Origin of the sequence: Paenibacillus agri, assembly GCF_013359945.1 — a bacterium.
GTDB lineage: Bacteria > Bacillota > Bacilli > Paenibacillales > Paenibacillaceae > Paenibacillus_AQ > Paenibacillus_AQ agri.
Genome location: NZ_JABWCS010000207.1, coordinates 127,615 through 145,256 on the forward strand (window position 1 = coordinate 127,615; position 17,642 = coordinate 145,256).

The 17,642-nt window shown below is 49.2% G+C and carries 12 protein-coding genes; 4 read left to right on the forward strand and 8 right to left on the reverse strand.

Annotation, left to right across the window (positions count from 1 at the left end; translation table 11 throughout):
* Positions 1-352: 352 nt before the first annotated feature.
* From glmS to HPT30_RS13015, 8 genes are all read right to left on the reverse strand, one after another.
* Complete coding sequence (gene glmS / locus HPT30_RS12980) at positions 353-2,185, reverse strand: glutamine--fructose-6-phosphate transaminase (isomerizing) (RefSeq protein ID WP_175371805.1); 1,833 nt, start codon at positions 2,183-2,185, stop codon at positions 353-355.
* 619 nt (positions 2,186-2,804) lie between these two features.
* Entirely contained in the window at positions 2,805-4,145 is a 1,341-nt protein-coding gene (gene glmM, locus HPT30_RS12985) for a phosphoglucosamine mutase (RefSeq protein WP_175371806.1), read from the reverse strand.
* A gap of 109 nt (positions 4,146-4,254) precedes the next feature.
* On the reverse strand, positions 4,255-5,742 hold the full coding sequence (locus HPT30_RS12990; protein WP_175371807.1) for a CdaR family protein: 1,488 nt from the start codon (positions 5,740-5,742) through the stop codon (positions 4,255-4,257).
* Positions 5,735-6,565 carry a diadenylate cyclase CdaA gene (gene cdaA / locus HPT30_RS12995; RefSeq protein WP_175371808.1) on the reverse strand — a complete coding sequence of 277 codons (831 nt, stop codon included), beginning with the start codon at positions 6,563-6,565 and terminating at the stop codon, positions 5,735-5,737. Before cdaA ends, HPT30_RS12990 begins: the two co-directional genes overlap by 8 nt.
* Positions 6,566-6,771: 206 nt before the next feature.
* Positions 6,772-7,386 carry a zf-HC2 domain-containing protein gene (locus tag HPT30_RS13000; protein ID WP_175371809.1) on the reverse strand — a complete coding sequence of 205 codons (615 nt, stop codon included), beginning with the start codon at positions 7,384-7,386 and terminating at the stop codon, positions 6,772-6,774.
* A 121-nt stretch (positions 7,387-7,507) separates the two neighbouring features.
* Positions 7,508-8,074, reverse strand: coding sequence for an RNA polymerase sigma factor SigW (gene sigW / locus HPT30_RS13005; RefSeq protein WP_066366323.1), 567 nt, complete (start codon positions 8,072-8,074; stop codon positions 7,508-7,510).
* A 188-nt stretch (positions 8,075-8,262) separates the two neighbouring features.
* The gene (ppc, locus tag HPT30_RS13010) at positions 8,263-11,055 is read right to left on the reverse strand and encodes a phosphoenolpyruvate carboxylase (RefSeq protein ID WP_175371810.1); all 2,793 of its coding nucleotides are present in this window, start codon (positions 11,053-11,055) and stop codon (positions 8,263-8,265) included.
* A gap of 214 nt (positions 11,056-11,269) precedes the next feature.
* Positions 11,270-12,166, reverse strand: coding sequence for a LysR substrate-binding domain-containing protein (locus HPT30_RS13015; protein ID WP_175371811.1), 897 nt, complete (start codon positions 12,164-12,166; stop codon positions 11,270-11,272).
* 197 nt (positions 12,167-12,363) lie between these two features.
* On the opposite strand from HPT30_RS13015, the gene HPT30_RS13020 reads away from it, so the two are divergent.
* From HPT30_RS13020 to HPT30_RS13035, 4 genes are read left to right on the forward strand one after another with little or no spacing between them, the layout of a single operon-like run.
* Positions 12,364-13,341, forward strand: coding sequence for an ABC transporter ATP-binding protein (locus HPT30_RS13020; RefSeq protein ID WP_175371812.1), 978 nt, complete (start codon positions 12,364-12,366; stop codon positions 13,339-13,341).
* A 45-nt stretch (positions 13,342-13,386) separates the two neighbouring features.
* Entirely contained in the window at positions 13,387-14,475 is a 1,089-nt protein-coding gene (locus HPT30_RS13025) for an ABC transporter substrate-binding protein (RefSeq protein WP_175371813.1), read from the forward strand.
* Between the two features lie 5 nt (positions 14,476-14,480).
* Complete coding sequence (locus HPT30_RS13030; protein ID WP_175371814.1) at positions 14,481-16,160, forward strand: ABC transporter permease; 1,680 nt, start codon at positions 14,481-14,483, stop codon at positions 16,158-16,160.
* Positions 16,157-17,638, forward strand: coding sequence for an INTS11 family MBL fold metallo-hydrolase (locus HPT30_RS13035; RefSeq protein ID WP_175371815.1), 1,482 nt, complete (start codon positions 16,157-16,159; stop codon positions 17,636-17,638). Before HPT30_RS13030 ends, HPT30_RS13035 begins: the two co-directional genes overlap by 4 nt.
* Positions 17,639-17,642 lie beyond the last annotated feature (4 nt).

Genomic DNA, 17,642 nt, shown 5'->3' on the forward strand with positions numbered 1-17,642 from the left:
GTAAATGACTCTATATGTAGTATTCGCGAAATCATTATTCTATCCTGCACGTTAGTTTAATGCCCTCGACAGTCTAGTACTTTATTTTCTCACTCTGAAGGTTTATTTTCAGTCTAAAACATCATTTTCTTCTGACAGTTAACAATAAGCCAAAACAGTTAAATTTATTTCTTCAATATCTATTTGCCCTTTTTGAACAAGAAAATCCCGATGATTATTTACATCATCGGGATTTTCTTGAGGTTCATGACTTTCTTTACTGGTTGACGAGTTTCTTTACTGGTTCGTGACTTTTTTTACTGGTTCACAACTTTTATTTCACTGGACAACAAAATTTAATTCTCTTTATCCCTTACTCCACCGTAACACTCTTCGCCAAATTCCGTGGTTTATCCACATCGTGGCCCAGGGCCAGCGATGCGTAGTAAGCCAGCAATTGCAGGGATACTACGGACAGAGCTGGTGTCAGCAGTGGCAGAGTTTGTGGAATAACGAACGCCTGGTCAACAGACTTAAGCAGGTCGGTGACATGCTCTTGGTGGGTGATTGCCAGCACGTCTGCGCCGCGGGCTTTCACTTCCTTGATGTTGCTGACGGTCTTCTCAAGCACGCTCTCTTGAGTAGCCAGAGCGATCACTGGAACGCCATCTTCGATCAGCGCCAGGGTACCATGCTTCAATTCACCTGCAGCGTAAGCTTCGGAATGAATGTAGGAGATCTCTTTCAGCTTCAGCGAGCCTTCTTGAGCTACTGCGTAATCTACGCCGCGGCCGATGAAGAAGAGGTGCTTGTGCTCGGAGATTTGCTCCGCATAGTTTTTGATGGCTTCTTTTTGAGCCAGAATTTCTTCTACTTGCTCCGGCAAAGAATCCATTGCTGCCAGGATTTCTTTCACCTGTGCTTCGGACTGTGTACCGCGAACTTCTGCCAAGTACAGACCCAGCAAAGTGAATGCGATCAGCTGCGAAGTGTAGGCTTTGGTAGAAGCAACTGCGATTTCCGGTCCAGCCAGGGTAACCAATACACTGTCAGCTTCACGGGCGATGGAGCTGCCCACCACGTTAGTAATGGCCAGTACATGCGCACCATTCGCATGGCCTTCACGCAGTGCTGCCAAGGTGTCAGCAGTCTCACCAGATTGGCTGACTACGATAACCAGCGTATCTGGGTTTACGATCGGAGCACGGTAGCGATATTCCGAAGCGATATCATTTTCCACTGGAATGCGCACCAGAGTTTCAATCAGGTTACGTCCAACGAGACCCGCATTGTACGCAGTACCGCAAGCGACGATTTGAACGTTACGAATGTTCTTAATTTGTTCTTCGGTCAAGTTCAGCTCAGGCAGAATAACTTTAGTGCCTTCAGCATTAATGCGACCACGCATAGTGTCACGGTAAGCCTTAGGTTGCTCGTGGATTTCTTTCAACATGAAGTGCTCAAATCCGCCTTTTTCTGCGGTTACAGCATCCCAATCGACAGTAATCATTTCCCGAGAAATAAAGTTACCTTCAATCGTCATCAATTCGACAGCATCCCGTGTCAATACAGCCATTTCGCCGTCGTTCAAAATATATACGTTACGAGTGTATTCCAGCAGTGCAGGAATGTCAGACCCGATAAAGTTTTCGCCTTCTCCAAGACCGATAATGAGCGGGCTGGCTTGACGCACAGCAACCAATTTATCCGGTTCATACTCTGTCAGAACTCCCAGTGCAAAAGCACCACGCATAAAGGTAATCGCTTTTTGTACAGCCTTCACGATATCCCCGTTATACTCGCGGGCAATCAGGTGGGAAATAACTTCTGTATCTGTCTCGGAAGTGAACTGGGCGCCTCCGGCGATCAGCTCTTCTTTCAGCTCCAGGTAGTTCTCAACAATCCCGTTGTGCACTACGGAGAATTTGTGGCTATTGTCCGTGTGTGGGTGGGAATTCTCGTCGGAAGGTTTACCGTGAGTAGCCCAGCGAGTGTGGCCGATGCCAGCACTTCCTGCCAGTGGACTGGTTTCCAGCTTGGATTGCAAGTTCGCCAAACGGCCTTTTGCCTTAACTACTTGCAGACCTTCCTGGGTGAACACAGCGATTCCCGCGGAATCATATCCACGATACTCCAGCTTCTTCAAACCCTCGACCAAGATTCCTTGCGAATTCTGATTACCAATATATCCTACAATACCACACATTATATTTTCCTCCGTCCAAGTTATCGTAATGTGGGCGGCAATAGGAAAGAAACGTGCCGTGCGGCATGTTGATGAGAGTTAGCCAATATTCTGTTGTAATTCAGGCGCAACAAAATAAACTTTCACTACTTCACAAAATCATGAAATGTACAGCTTTCCCCTCTGCCGTGGCAGAACTATCGTGTTTCCCTCTGCTTGCGCACACCCATGAATTATTAATTTTGTGCACCCATGAAAGCGTTGTGTGTAAGGTCGCCCTTGCATTTTCCGCTTGCATTCACGGCTCTGGTGCATCACCGGGAGGTCCCCGCCGAACATTTCGAACACCTCCACCTCGTCAGCTTACGTCTGCCGTGATCCGTTCAAGCTAATTAGCTTTCCCTTCTCCCCCGCGCAAGACCAAGCTCTGGCGCTTGTTATTACTGATACCTCACGATCCTCGCTTTCCTTCTTGAATGAATGACACTTTATCTATTATATGCACCATGTCGTACTTTGGCAATGCTTCTGACAATGTTTTCTTTCTGAAACAATGACATCTTAATTTGAAAAATAATTGCAGAACGTTAAACCGGTGCAGCGGTTCGCCCACCGGTTCACCGTTCATTACGCTTAGTAATTACACCAGTTCACGTTGAACAACTTCTACAATCTGTCCTACATACCGATCCAGTTCATCCTTGTCCGGACCTTCTGCCATTACACGGATGAGCGGTTCTGTACCCGATGGACGCACAAGCACACGGCCGTTGCTGCCCAGCTTGGCCTCAACTTCACCAATAGCCGCTTCAATCGCCGGATTATCCGGATAGTTGGTCTTATCCTGCACACGCACATTCACAAGCACCTGCGGATATTTGGTCATCATGGATTTCAATTGACTCAGCTTCTGACCCGAAGCCTTCAACGTGTCCACCAATTGAATCGCTGTGAGAATACCGTCACCAGTTGTATTGTAGTCCAGGAAAATCACGTGGCCGGATTGCTCGCCGCCCAGATTGAAGCCACCCCGGCGCATTTCTTCCATCACATAACGGTCGCCTACTGCAGTTTTAGCTGTGTTGAGGGACAATTGCTCAGTCGCCTTATAGAAACCAATGTTACTCATCACTGTGGACACGATAGTGCCATCTTTAAGCTTACCTGCACGGTTCATTGCATCACCGCAGATACACAGAATAAAGTCACCGTCTACTTCGTCACCTGTATTATCAATGGCAATCAGGCGGTCAGCATCTCCGTCAAAAGCAAGTCCCAAATCCGCGCCATGCTTCAGCACTTCTTCACGCAATTTCTCCGGATGGGTGGAACCGTATCCGTCATTGATATTCAGCCCGTCCGGCTCTGCTCCGATAGCGATAACTTCAGCGCCCAGCTCGCGGAACAGTCTTGGAGCCAGCTCATATGCCGCGCCATGTGCGCAGTCCAGTACGATCTTAATACCTTTGAAATCCTGGGAAATGGTTGTTTTCAAGTATTCCAAATAAAGATATTTGGAATCATGATCGATAGTCACTTTACCCAAACCGGAGCCTACAGGGCGTGGCAGTTCGTCTTTTTCCGCATCCATCAACTCTTCGATCTGCAGCTCAGTCTCATCTGTAAGCTTGAAGCCGTCGCCGCCAAAAAACTTGATTCCGTTATCCTCTACCGGGTTGTGTGAAGCAGAGATCATAACCCCTGCGTCAGCCTTAAGCAGACGCGTAATATACGCTACCGCGGGTGTGCTAACGACACCCAGCCGGATGACTTCTGCCCCAATGGATAGCATGCCTGCTACCAGTGCGGATTCCAGCATAGGACCGGAAATCCGTGTATCCATGCCAATAACAACCTTCGGTTTCTCCACATTCCCTGTTAGTACATATCCACCGCAGCGGCCAATGCTATAAGCCATTTCTGCTGTCAACTCGCGGTTCGCTACACCGCGAACACCGTCAGTTCCAAAATACTTCCCCATGTCTTTTCTCCTTTGATTATGCTGCTATAGCTTAATGTATAATGTATGCTTAAACTGTCTTCCGGTGTCATCAAGATACACCTGTATAGACATCTTGTTCCCATAAAAGTTAGGTCCCGCCTGTACCCGTAGCCTCTCCATTGCTCCCGGTACCTGCGTTCCCATTAGTTGAACCACTATTTTCAGAATGCTGTTCTGTAGGAGTCGGCGTCGGCGTTCCAACTGGATCTCCACTATGTGTCGGCTGGTCCACCGGGTCCTTGCCCTCCCCTATAACTGGCTCAGCACTTGGCTCAGGCGTATTCTGGGTTCCCCCAGTGCTCGAGTTCTGTGAAGGCTCTGTGGACACTTCTGGTGTCGAGGAGTCCTGCAACTGTATAATCGCCTTAAGCTGCTGCCCTGCCGGTTGCTTTAGGGCAATGAACTTGGGCAGAGAAACCTGAAGGGTGACTTCATGCGTACCTGCTGCTAAATTACTGACGTCAGCAACGACGCTGATCTTGTCTACACTAAGCTGGTTCAGAAGATCAGGCGCCCCCGATACTGTTAACGAAAGGGTCTGGTCCGCGGGATCTGTTATGACCGCCTTCAACCCGGCAGCAGCACCTTCGAGCTTGATGGGTACCCCTTCAAGGGTACGCTCCCCATTCTCGGAGGTCGTCACTGTCACATTGACCTTGCCTGGCTCGATTTTATCGATCCCAGTTGGTGGTACCAGGTCCACTTTGAGCTGCTCCGTGCCGGCCGATTTAATCTGGCTAAGATTGACGGTCGCCTCGTAGGCTGTCAATGTTGCCAGCGCTTCTTTCTGACCATATACGGTTACCGAAGTCTGGTCCGCCTTCACCTGAGACAACACCAGTGAATCGGGCAGCTGACCGGTATAGCCGATCTCGAGCGGTACACTTTTAAACGGAAGGGTGATCGGAATTTCTACCGAGACGTAGGCTGGCTTGATCACCGCATCCTTGATTTCATTCCCGTTGCTGTCATAGGCGAACAGCTTCATTCGCTTCTCCTTGAAGGTCTCACTATCACCATCAAGCTCAACGGTCCCCTGCACCTTGGCAACCTTGCTCAGCTCACTGGCAGCGAGAGTGACCTCTGCTTCCCCTGTTGGCTGAATCACCGGTGTGCCGAGTTGATAGCCCTGGGCGGGCGTTCCTTTCGTCAATAGCGTAATCGGAAAAGCCTTCGTATTCCGCAGCTCCACATGCACATTCACTTCATCCGGTGTCAAGGATTCTAGAGTCACACCATTCGGAAGTGAATAGGACAAGGAGAGTCTGTTATTTCCCGGCTTCACCTTGCTAAGATCAACGCTTACCTTGTAAGAATCGGAGAACCTATAATTCAGATCCGACTTTTTTCCCCGGACCTCCATTCTCACACTATCGACATCCAAAGGTTCCATGACATATTTGTCCTCATCAAAACCGGTCACTTCGATCTTCACATTCTCAATAGTCTTCGTATCCATACGTGTAGTTGTCTGGGAGACGGGAGCCGTATCGGCATGAACCATAGCCCACAGGATAATCCCCAGCGCCAGCGCCAGAATCTTGTTGAAGTTATTGTTGTTCATCCATTTATTCATCACGCTTGTCCCCCTTCCGTTTCCAGAAAGCAGAACCCTTCTCCTTGAGCGGAGAACTCGCGCTTAGTTCTTGATACAGCTTAGAAATTAGCGATTCTTCCTTGATATCCCTCACAATCTGACCATTGATCGCCAGAGAAATCTGTCCCGTCTCTTCCGATACCACAACCGACACAGAATCTGCCACTTCACTGATCCCGATCGCCGCCCGGTGACGCGTCCCTAACTCTTTGCTGATAAACGGATTCTCGGACAGTGGCAAGTAACAAGCAGCAGCCGCAATCTGATTACCCTGCATAATGAGCGCCCCATCATGCAGTGGAGTATTGGGGATGAAAATATTGATCAGCAGCTCCGAGCTGACCGCCGATCGCATAGCTATGCCCGATTCCGTGTATTCGTTAAGCCCGGTGGCTCGTTCGAACACGATTAAGGCCCCAATTTTTCTATGGGATAGGTAATTCACGGCTTTAATGACTTCTCCGACCAGCTTGCCGACTTCTTCATCGTTCTCCGCACCACGTCCGAAGAACTTCCCTCGCCCAAGCTGCTCGAGACCACGCCTCAGCTCCGGCTGGAAAATAATGAAGATGGCAAACACCCCAAACGTATAAATCTGATTCATCAGCCACTTCAGCGTATACAAATCAAGGATCGTGGCGAATGCCCAAATGAGCACAAGCACCAGAATCCCTTTTAACAACTGAACCGCCCTTGTACCCCGGACCATATTCAGCACTTTGTAGATGATATAGCTGACAATCAGAACATCTATAATATCTTTAAAGGACTCTTTCCAGGTAAGGTCCATGAAATAGCTCATTGCTCAAACCCCCATCAATTCTAATTAGCTGGGTTTATTTATGTAAATGGCTAAACAGTGCCATAATATATCTAGGTTATAACGTTCACGCCCAGGTTGCAAGTTTAGCCCCCCTCACAAATTAAGGATGCGGCAAAAAGGCAACAAAAAAGCGCCATCTTTCCGGAAAAAGAGGCGCAAAGGATATGCCTGCAAGGGGCCACTGCTTAACGGTAGGCAACTTCAGAGAACATGTTCGTGACTTTATACCAGATCCAGCCTACCGCTTGGTCTATGCTTTTGACTTGGCCAGAAATATGGGCCGTTGAAGCCTGATACAGAGAGCCGTCGATGACCGTTACATTGCCGTTGACTTCCCCATACACCTGAGTTTTGCCATTCTCCACCGTAAGATCCCCGGTAATGATTTTGCCGGAAGGTACAATGACTGTATCTCCCTTGATGACAACCTGATCCAGGTTGGTACCCCGAACCACCAATTGTCTATCCTGATTCCAGAAAGAAACAGAGCTCATCAGCATCACCAAAATAAAGATCGATGCCGCCGTAAGGGCGGGATGTCTCTTGATCCAGGTAATAAACCGTTTCTCCTTCTTGGATTTCGGTAAAGAATTCATTATCCGGCCTACAAGATCTTCCGACGCGACAGGACTTTGGTGCATCAGGGAAAACATCAACATATCGGTCTGTTCCAATTCATTGAACTTCGCACGGCATTCCGGGCAGGATAGAAGATGCTCCTTCAATTCCCTCTGCTGCTGTTCGGGCAAGTCGTCATCCAAATAATCATGCATCATAGAGACGGCCAGTTTGCATTCCATAGGAGCCAATCCTTTCGTGAGTGCTATTTAATTTTTCCAAGACACAGGGTCGGGTCATAAGACTTGCTCATCATACATACGTCCCTGATCTGAAGATGTTTCATAATTCCGCTGGTTATTTTTACATTTTAGGGCCTAATTTTTTACGTAAAAATTCACGTCCGCGGTGTACACGGGTCTTAATCGTGGTCACTGGCATATCCAATACATCGCTGATCTCCTGAAGTGACAGGTCCTGCAGATATCTCAGGATCATCACGGATCTGTACTTCACAGGCAGGCTGTCAATCGCCTCATAGATGGTTCTCTGTGTCTCAGAGAGCAACAGTTCCGTCTCTGGTGTCACATTATCGCTCGGAATCATGGAATAGCCGTCAATGCCATCCTGATCGTTCATCTCCGCATCCAGCGAGTAGGTTGGTTTGCGCTTCCGCAGTCGGTCTATACAGAGGTTCGTGCCGATCCGGTAGATCCATGTCGAGAACTTCTGTTTGTCATCGTACCGATCGAGATTTCTGTAGACACGCAAAAACGTCTCCTGAACAATATCCTCCGCCTCATGGCGGTTGTTCAGCATCCGGTATGCCAAATGATATATTTTGTCTTTATATAGTTCCACAAGCTCGGCAAATGCCCTTTGGTCGCCCTTCAGGGCGAGCTTTGTCAATCTGCCTTCCAAATTCTCCACCTGTCAACTCCCCCAGACTTGCCGCCCTTGGCATTCAAAACTAACTGAATATCCACGGTACAAGCATTTAAATCGTAATTCAAGTTTGTGTAAAAATCAAGGATTGAAAACAAAAAAAGCCGTTCGCCCAGGCAAAGGGCGAACGGCTTGGTATCCATTGTAAACGCAAAATATAACGTGTTAGTTCATCAGCCAGTATTCCGAAGTCCGGCAGCGACGCCGTTGATGGTCAGTAGCACCTCACGCAACAATTCAGCGTCATCCCCATCCTGATCGCGCAGCTCTCTCAGCTCGGACAACAGCTGTACCTGCAGGTAGCTAAGCGGATCGACATACGGATTCCGCAAGCGGATCGACTCCTGAATAACCGGAACGTTATCCAGAATATCCTGTTGACCTGTAATTTTCAGAATCAGCTCCGAGGTCAGCTTGAATTCCGCATCAATTTGACCAAAGATGCGCTGACGAGCCTCTTCATTTTTAGCCATGCCGGCATATTCCTTCGCAATCACGAGGTCCGCCTTGGAGATGGCCATTTGCAGCGTGTCGATCAATGTTGTGAAGAACGAGAATTTCTCATACATCGTTTTCAGGATGCTAAGGTTCTCCTCTTTACCGTCATAGAAGCTTTGCAGACCTGTTCCAGCAGCATACCAGGCTGGAAGCAGATACCGGCTCTGCGTCCAGGCGAACACCCAAGGGATGGCCCGCAGATCTTCAAACCGGTCGCTGTTCTTGCGCTTGGAAGGACGGGAACCAATATTTAGCTCGCCCACCTCAGGCAGTGGAGTCGACTCCTTGAAGAATGTCAGGAAGTCTGGATCACGGAAGATCAGGTCCTGATATTTGTTCAGGGAGACTTCCGAAATTTGCTTCACAATCTCTTCCCACTTGGACTCGTCCAGATCAGTTTGCGGCAATCTGGCATTAACTGCAGCCGTTACCAGCGCTGAAGTCGCTTGCTCCAGACTGCGGTAAGCAATCCCCTTCATCGAGTAACGTGAAGAAATAACTTCGCCCTGCTCTGTAATCTTGATGCCGCCGCCGATTGTAGAAGCCGGTTGGGCCAAGATACTGCGGTTCAGTGGCATGCCTCCGCGGCCAAGCGCACCGCCGCGACCGTGGAAGAACTTCAGCTTGATGCCGAATTTATCGGCAGTAGCTGTAATTTCATTCAGGGCCACCCGCAGTTCCCAGTTCGCAGTAACCACACCGCCGTCTTTGTTGCTATCCGAATAACCCAGCATAATTTCCTGCATATCGTTCATCGCCAGTACCGCTTGACGGTATACAGGCAGATTGAATAACGTCTCCATGATTTGTGGTGCTTCATGCAGATCATCAATGGTCTCGAAGAGTGGTACAGCCTGAAGGGTACATACAACTGTGCCGTCGTTATCTTTACGGAACAAGCCCACTTCCTTGGCGAAGACCATAACCTCAAGAATATCACTTGCTGCCTGTGACATACTAATGAGATAACTGGTGATGCATTTCTTGCCATATTCATCCTGTGCTTTGAAGATTGTCCGATAAACTTCCAGACATTCTTCCGTGCTCTCACTGTAGTTCTGGTATGGAGAGGTCAACGGACGCGGATCATTGAGCAAACCTTCGAGAAGAACGATCTTCTCTTCTTCCGGTAGCTTAGAGTAATCCGGTGTGATGTTCATCTTCTCCAGAATCTCAGTCATCGCATTCTCATGCTCCTGACTATGCTGACGAACATCCAGTGTAGCTGTATGGAATCCGAAAAGTTCTACTTGGCGGATCAGTTTCTTAATATAGGTATCGGCCACATAATCGGCATAGTGATGCCGCAGACTGCGGTCGATGACGTTCAGGTCATGGATGAACGCTTCAGGCGAAGCATAGCGCTCAGGCGTACCTTTTTTCTCATCGTCGAGTACGTTCTGTGTCTTAGAGATCATATAGCTTAGCTTGATCCGGTAAGGCTCGTTGTCATTGCGCCAAGCATCGCCCCGGGTCAAATTGATGATCTCCCGATCCTCTTCAATGGAATTCAGCAGCTCCGGTGTCACGTCCACAATGCTGGTACTGAAGCTAAGATACTTCATCAGTTCCCGCATAATCCGTTGGTATTCCCGGATAGCCAGCTTGCGCTGCATTTGCAGTGTCTGCAGGGTCACGGCAGCCTTCACAGAAGGGTTACCATCACGGTCGCCGCCGATCCAGGAGCCAAAACGCAGGTACGTAGGCACATGCCAGTTCTGACCCGGATAATATTTACTTAGACATCGTTCAAGTTCTTCATATACATCCGGCAAGACATGGAAAATCGTCTCATGGAAATAGTACATTCCGTTACGAACTTCATCGAGTACTGTAGGCTTACGGTCACGCAGTTCATCCGTTTGCCACAGCGTAATAACTTCATTCAGCAACTTCTCACGCAGCTGTTCCCGCTCCCGGAAGGTTAGGGTAGGATTATCAAGGTACATAACATCGTCGGCTATCCGTTTATGAATATCGAGAATGGCCCGGCGCATTGCTTCCGTCGGGTGGGCTGTAATGACCAGCTCCAGAGACAGGCCTTGTATAATCTCCCGGACCTCTTCATGTGAGAAATCACGTTCTCGAAGTCCTTGAATCGCACTTTCTATAGAACCAGGCTGTACAGTTTCACCGGCTGACCGCTCATAATCACGTTTGCGGCGAATCCGATGATTCTGTTCGGCAATATTCACCAATTGAAAATAAATGGCGAATGCCCGTATAACCTGATGACGATTCTCCGAATCCAGAGAATTAATTAACTCCTTAAATTCACTGTGCAGTTCTGGCAAAAACAATGAACGCAAAGACTTACTGGTCTCGCGGATCTTCTCCACGATCTCCAAAAGTTCGTTGCCGCCTTGGTGAACCAAGACCTCGCCCAAAATGTTCCCCAGGAACCGTACGTCCCGCCGCAGCAGATTGTTCGAGTTGCTTTTGCTAACGGTAGTCGTAAGTTCGGTCATGCTGCTCCCCCCATCCTCTCACGGATCAATGTCTTTAGCATTGTCTCTTTGAAGCTTTCCTCATATCATACAATAAAACCGCCCGGAAATCTTCATCTTTATTACGCGGTAAAGCGATACAGTAATTTTGATTATACACGAATTTCTCCATTATTACAGTCATTTCATCATAATGTATTTCTACATATTATACGGGATATCGTCAATAGCATATTCAACCCTGCTCTCTTGACCGCAGAAGATCCATAAATAATCCCATAAGTGGAGAAAAAAAACGTTCCCGATGATAAGAGCAGAAAATGTGCCGCTGGAACGGATAATTGGGAATACTTCGCATTATTAGCTTCCCCCTGGACACCTCATCCTCTACTGCCATTCTGGAGATAAAAGACACATGTTTGCCACCCAGCAAGGATTGCTTGATGCCTTCCAGCGAATCCAGAAGCAGCGAAGCCCTCGGTGTGAAACCTCCCTGCTGAAACCATTTATTAGTTAATTGCCGCGTACTCGACTCCATGTCATGAAGAATAAAGCTAGCAGAGGCAATCTCAGCCGGTTGCAGCACACTCCGGGAAGCCAGTGGATGTTCAGGTGAAAAGACAAGCACCAGCTCATCTTCGCATAAGGAGGTGCTGAGAAGACCCGGCTGTTCAAAACGCTCGGTGGAGAGAATACCAATGTCAATCTCATGGTTCAACAGCATTTCCTTGATAACAAGGGAGAGTTTTACTGTCAAAGAGATTGTCGTTCTGGGGTGCCGCTCACTGAACTCTCCCAAAATTCCTGGCAGCAGATAAGTGGCTGGTACATAGCTTGCGCCAATTTTCAGCGTACCGCGCCCGGCGTTCCCGAACTCCTTGACCACCCGCTGAGCTTCTGCCGCCAGTGAATTGATTTTGACCGCATAGTGGAGGAATGCCCGTCCGCTCTCCGTCAGGATCATCTTGTCCATTCTTGGTTCAAACAACTTCTCACCCAACTGTTCCTCCAGATTCTTCAAATGGTAGGTAACAGTCGGCTGCTTCAGCCCAAGCGCATCAGCTACAGGTGTGATTTTCTTATGTTTATCCAATAGCTCCACAATTTGCAGCTTAATTAAATTCAGGTTCACTCTTATCCTCTCCCTCATGGTGCTAGATCCATCCTAGCATAGAAAAATTCTATGAGTGTTAAGGGAATTGCATGAAAAAGTTAATAACGAGGTTACACTCGGCAAACATACCGGGAACCCTTCTTCTTTACACTAAGTACATACCAAGACCATTCATCAAAAAGTAAAAATTAAATACTAATGACAGGGAGAAAGAAATGAACGAGTTAATCATTCGCGATCTTGCCAAAAGCTTCGGAGATGTTCAAGCCCTGAAGCCGGCTAATCTGCACATCAAGGCAGGAAGCTTCACGACACTGCTCGGACCGTCCGGCTGTGGCAAAACCACATTGCTCCGTCTGCTCGCAGGCCTTGAGACGCCAGATGCAGGAGAGATTTTGGCGGATGGCGAGCCCATTTATTCAGCGTCCCGGAGAGTGAATCTGCCGGTTCACCGCAGAAATTTCGGCATGGTCTTTCAGGACTTCGCGCTCTGGCCGCATCTGAGCGTCTTCGAGAATGTTGCCTTTGGACTGCGGGCAGCCAGGCAGAAGCAAGATTTGCGGGGAAGGGTGCTAGAGGCACTGCGGACGGTCAGACTGGACGGGCTGGAAGAACGATATCCTCATCAGCTGTCAGGCGGACAGCAGCAGCGGGTAGCCTTTGCCAGAGCAGTTGTCACACGCCCACGGCTTGTCCTTTTCGATGAGCCACTGAGCGCTTTGGACGCCATACTCCGCGATGAAATGCGGGTCGAACTGATCTCGCTGGTTAAGAACATTGGGATTACCGCTTTATATGTAACCCATGACCAATCCGAGGCTATGTCGATGTCAGACGAAGTCGTAGTCATGCAAGGCGGCCATATCCTTCAGAGCGGCTCGCCTGAAGAAATCTATCGTACACCTGCGCATCCTTTTGTCGCACGGTTCATTGGTAAATCGAATTGGGTGATTCCGGATCAGCAAATGCTTCGTCCAGAGCAGCTCCGCTGGTCCCAGGAGAGCGATTCCAATCTGTCCTTTCATGGCACGATCCGGCACGTCAGCTATATGGGCGATCGTTACGAAATGATCCTGGATATGCAAGACATGGGGCAATGGATTGCCTATCATGAACAGCGGCTTTCCGTCGGCGATAACGTATGTCTGTATGCATCTCCGGGGCAAATTCACAAGCTGAATCCATCCGGATGATAACTTTTGCAATGAACTTCAACCTATTATATGGAGGTATTATCAATGAAAAAATGGGTCAATCAGAAACGAATCGGTAGTCTTCTTCTCACCACAGTTTTGGGACTGAGCCTTGCAGGCTGCGGCAACGCCAACACTCCATCGACAACAGATGCGGCCAACAATAATGGAGCGACCGGAAACACAGCTGTGGATCCAACGGCCTCTCCTGCTGGGACAAGCCTTAGCGGTAATCTCGTGGTGTATAGCGCAGGTCCTGAAGGCCTGGCGAACAAGATCAAGGAAGGTTTTGAAGCAAAGACTGGAGTAAAGGTCGAAATGTTCCAAGGCACCACGGGTAAAATCCTCGCCCGTATGGAAGCGGAAAAATCAAATCCGGCCGTGGATGTTGTCGTTCTGGCTTCCCTTCCTTCGATGCAAGGAATGAAAAAAGACGATTTGCTGCTTCCATATAAGGAAGCTGTCAACTCGGACAAGCTGGTGAGCGACTGGTCTGATCCGGACGGCAGCTATTTCAGCTACAGCGCCTCCGCACTTGGCATTGTCTACAATACGAAGAAAGTAACTACACCTCCAACTTCCTGGTCGGATCTCGGCAAGCCAGAGTGGAAAGGACAAGTTAACATCCCCGATCCATCGCTGTCCGGCTCGGCGCTTGATTTCATGACTGGCTATCTGAGTGCTCAAGGCGAGTCCGGTTGGGACCTCTTCAAGCAATATAAGGCTAATGGAGTAGCGATGGCAGGCGCCAACCAGGAAGCACTTGATCCAGTAATTACAGGTGCCAAGTCCGTAGTCGCTGCAGGGGTAGATTACATGGCTTACAAGGCAAAGGCTGCCGGTGAACCGGTTGACATCGTCTATCCTGCCGAAGGAACTGTGATCAGCCCACGTCCGGCTGCGATTATCAAAACAAGTCCAAATGTAGACAACGCCAAAGCTTTTATCAATTACCTGCTTTCTGATGAGGCCCAAGCCATGGTCTCCAAGGCATATCTCCTGCCGGGACGCACAGATGTTAAGGCTGAAGGACGCGCCAATCTGGATGAGATCAAGACGTATGATGTGAAATGGGACTGGATGAACGACCACGGCGATGAGGTCTCCACTACCTTTACGGATCTGTTCAAATAAACATTATGAAGAAGTCTTCTGTACGTACCTTTCCATGGAGAGGGGGCAGCCTGGCACTGGGGATATTGGCGATCCTGGTGCTGCTGCCGCTGCTCCTGATTTTCTGGACAAGTATTTCGCCAGGCGGCAGGCTTGATATTGGTGCTCCCTTAAAGACGATTGTGAACAACAGGGGATTGTTAGAGGTTCTGCTAAACTCGCTGGGTCTTGGAGTTAGTGTTATTGCACTGACTACTATCTTTGCCCTTCCACTGGCCTGGATTATGGCGAAAACGTCCATCGGCCGTCATCGCTGGCTGGATGTCGTTCTGTTGATTCCTTTCATGACACCGCCCTATATCGGTTCTATGGGCTGGATGCTGTTTATGCAGTCCGGAGGTTATATGGAGCAGTTGCTGCCGGCTTCGGCGGCGGTCACTCCCTATTTCTTCTCTTACTGGGGCATGGTTCTGATTATGAGTCTGCATTTATTCCCTTTTCTCTATCTGCTGCTGCGTAATTCGCTGCTGCAGATCGGCGGCAGTCTGGAAGAGGCCGCTGCGGTTCATGGCGCATCTTTTGCTTATAAGAGCAGGAAAGTAATCCTCCCCTTGTTATTATCAAGTTATGGGCTGGGCGCGCTGCTGATCTTTGTCAAAACGATTGCTGAATTCGGGACGCCGGCAACCTTTGGCCGCAAAATCGGCTTCTATGTTCTTACTTCCGAAATTCACCGCTACATCGCCAGTTGGCCGATTGATTTCGGTAAAGCTACCTCATTAGCTTCTGTATTGCTGGGGGTATGTTTGGTCATGTGGTACATCCAGACCTTAATTAGCAGTCGTTACTCCTATCGTCTGGTTGGCGGCAAAGGAATGCGTAGCAAAAGCAAAACCTCAGGCGGACTTGCAGGCTTGGCCAGTTGGGGTTATCTAGTGTTTCTGCTAATTGCTTCGATTGGGGTACCTTATTTCTCCATTATCACCGCTTCGCTGCTCAAACTGCGCGGAGAAGGCTTGTCTTGGGGGAATTTGACGCTGAATCATTATTGGGAGCTGCTATCCCCTGGTTCTCCTGGAATGCACGCGCTAATCAATAGCTTGGGCCTGGCCGTAGCCGCTTCTTGTATTGCAGTAATTCTAGGCACCTGGTTCGGGCTGACCATTGGCAAAGCCTCGTCATGGAGGCAGAAACTCACCGACCTTTTCAGTTTGCTGCCGAATACTGTTCCAGGTATTGTACTTGTCGTGGGTCTGATTCTGTTCTGGAACGCCCGCTGGATGCCTATTCCGCTATACAATACGTACGGCATGGTCGTGCTAACTTATGTAGTATTGTTTCTTCCTTATACCGTGCAATATGTAAAATCAAGCTACGGACAGCTGGACCCCGCCCTCATGCAGGCGGGCCAAGTGTTCGGCGGCAGCCGGATATATGTTTTTAGGCGTATCCTCCTGCCGCTGATTCTGCCCGGCATGGCCGCAGGCTGGATGATGACCTTCACCATTTCCAACCGGGAATTGGTCGCCTCATTGCTGATCTTGCCCCCGTCTATGCAGACATCAGCAACTTATATTTTCGCCCAGTTTGAGCAGGGCGCTGTTCCGCTAGGCATGGCTATGGCTGTCGTTTCTGTCGGCATCACAACCGCCTTGCTACTGGCGATCGAATATCTAAACCCTGACAGAAAGCGGAGACAACGATGACTACACTAACCATATGGGGGGGCGCCGGGGAGCATGGGCGCTCCTCTTATCTTATCAGGAACGATCAAGCCGGCATTTTGCTAGACTGCGGAGTCAAAAAAGAAGCAGGAAGTGAGTATCCGCTGCTGGAAGCAGAGCGAATTCCGGAACTGCTGGCTGTCTTTCTCTCCCATGCCCACGAGGATCACTCCGCTGCGCTGCCTCTCCTCTATAAATACGGATATAAAGGAAAGGTGTGGACGACCCGGGAAACCGCGCTGCAGCTGCCGGATTATTTTACAGCTTGGCGTAATTACGTGACTGCAGGACCGACTCCACTTCCTTTTGAACAAGCAGATTGTGAAGCGATTGAGTTCGCCTATCTGGAGAAACACACTGCCCCCTTAACATGGCATTGCCTGGCTCCAGGTCTTCGTGTCATGTGGGGCCGCAGCGGTCATATGATCGGATCGATTTGGCTGGTCCTGGAGTGGGACGGTAAAACCATTTTCTTCTCTGGTGATTTCACTGGGGAATCTCAGTTGCTGGCGGTGGATGATCCAGGATTGGCATTGTTCCATTCTGCCTTGCAGAAGACTGAGGAGCACTCGGCTGAGATGACAATCGGGAAGAAGTCGGAGGAAATAGCTGAAACGACACCGAAAGCGGCAACTCAAGAGATAACTCAAAAGACAAATATAGGGATAACTGAAGAGATAGGCAAAGAGGCTATTGGGGAAGCAGGCACAATGACTATAGCCGTTGAAAAAATATCCCAACGTTCTATAGATCTCGCGATCATCGATGGAGCCTACGGCGCTGATCCCGAGACCCAGAGTGACAAGCTACTGCAATTGGAGTCCGCAATCCGCAGCACATTGGAGGCAAATGGGACCGTCCTTTTACCTGTTCCACTGTATGGGCGAGGTCAAGAACTGCTTGTCTGGGCCGGGGAACAATTCCCGGATACAAAGCTAGTCGCGGAAGACAGATTGCTCGCACCTTTACGTGAGCTTGAACAAAGCTCCTTTTGGCTCAGGGAGACAGCTACCTCACGTATTCAAGCATTGCTGAACAGTGACAAGCTGCATATTGTTTCAGATCCGGACCAGCGTAGGCAGGCTATGGATCAATCTAGTGGGGCTATTATCTTTACAGAGGATGGCATGCTACTCTCTTCTACAGCCCGCTGGTATTACGATCAGTTATCGACCAGCCCCAGCAGTCAGGTTATCTTCACTGGGCATCTACCGGCTGGCAGCTTTGCACAGGGGCTGGTGACGTCCCCTCCTACTGGCGGACCTGCCATTTCTTTAATCCGCTACAAGGTCCATCAGGGCCTGCCGGATATCCGGGATATGCTGCACAGCATTCCCAGCCGTCAGAATGTACTCGTTCACGCACCCGATCATCATAATCGGCAGACGATCACTCTGCTCCAAGAGGAGGGTACTGCTGGACTGCATGCTCTTTTGCCGGGAGACCAATTGCACTTCTAATTGA

Excerpts from the sequence above, each read along its gene's own strand:
- HPT30_RS13000 (WP_175371809.1), bottom strand. The coding sequence starts at position 7,386 with ATGGAATGCAAACTGGCCGTCTCTATGATGCATGATTATTTGGATGAC.
- cdaA (WP_175371808.1), bottom strand. The coding sequence starts at position 6,565 with ATGAGCTATTTCATGGACCTTACCTGGAAAGAGTCCTTTAAAGATATT.
- HPT30_RS13020 (WP_175371812.1), top strand. The coding sequence starts at position 12,364 with ATGAACGAGTTAATCATTCGCGATCTTGCCAAAAGCTTCGGAGATGTT.
- ppc (WP_175371810.1), bottom strand. The coding sequence starts at position 11,055 with ATGACCGAACTTACGACTACCGTTAGCAAAAGCAACTCGAACAATCTG.
- HPT30_RS13025 (WP_175371813.1), top strand. The coding sequence starts at position 13,387 with ATGAAAAAATGGGTCAATCAGAAACGAATCGGTAGTCTTCTTCTCACC.
- glmS (WP_175371805.1), bottom strand. The coding sequence starts at position 2,185 with ATGTGTGGTATTGTAGGATATATTGGTAATCAGAATTCGCAAGGAATC.
- HPT30_RS13035 (WP_175371815.1), top strand. The coding sequence starts at position 16,157 with ATGACTACACTAACCATATGGGGGGGCGCCGGGGAGCATGGGCGCTCC.
- HPT30_RS13030 (WP_175371814.1), top strand. The coding sequence starts at position 14,481 with ATGAAGAAGTCTTCTGTACGTACCTTTCCATGGAGAGGGGGCAGCCTG.
- HPT30_RS12990 (WP_175371807.1), bottom strand. The coding sequence starts at position 5,742 with ATGAATAAATGGATGAACAACAATAACTTCAACAAGATTCTGGCGCTG.
- glmM (WP_175371806.1), bottom strand. The coding sequence starts at position 4,145 with ATGGGGAAGTATTTTGGAACTGACGGTGTTCGCGGTGTAGCGAACCGC.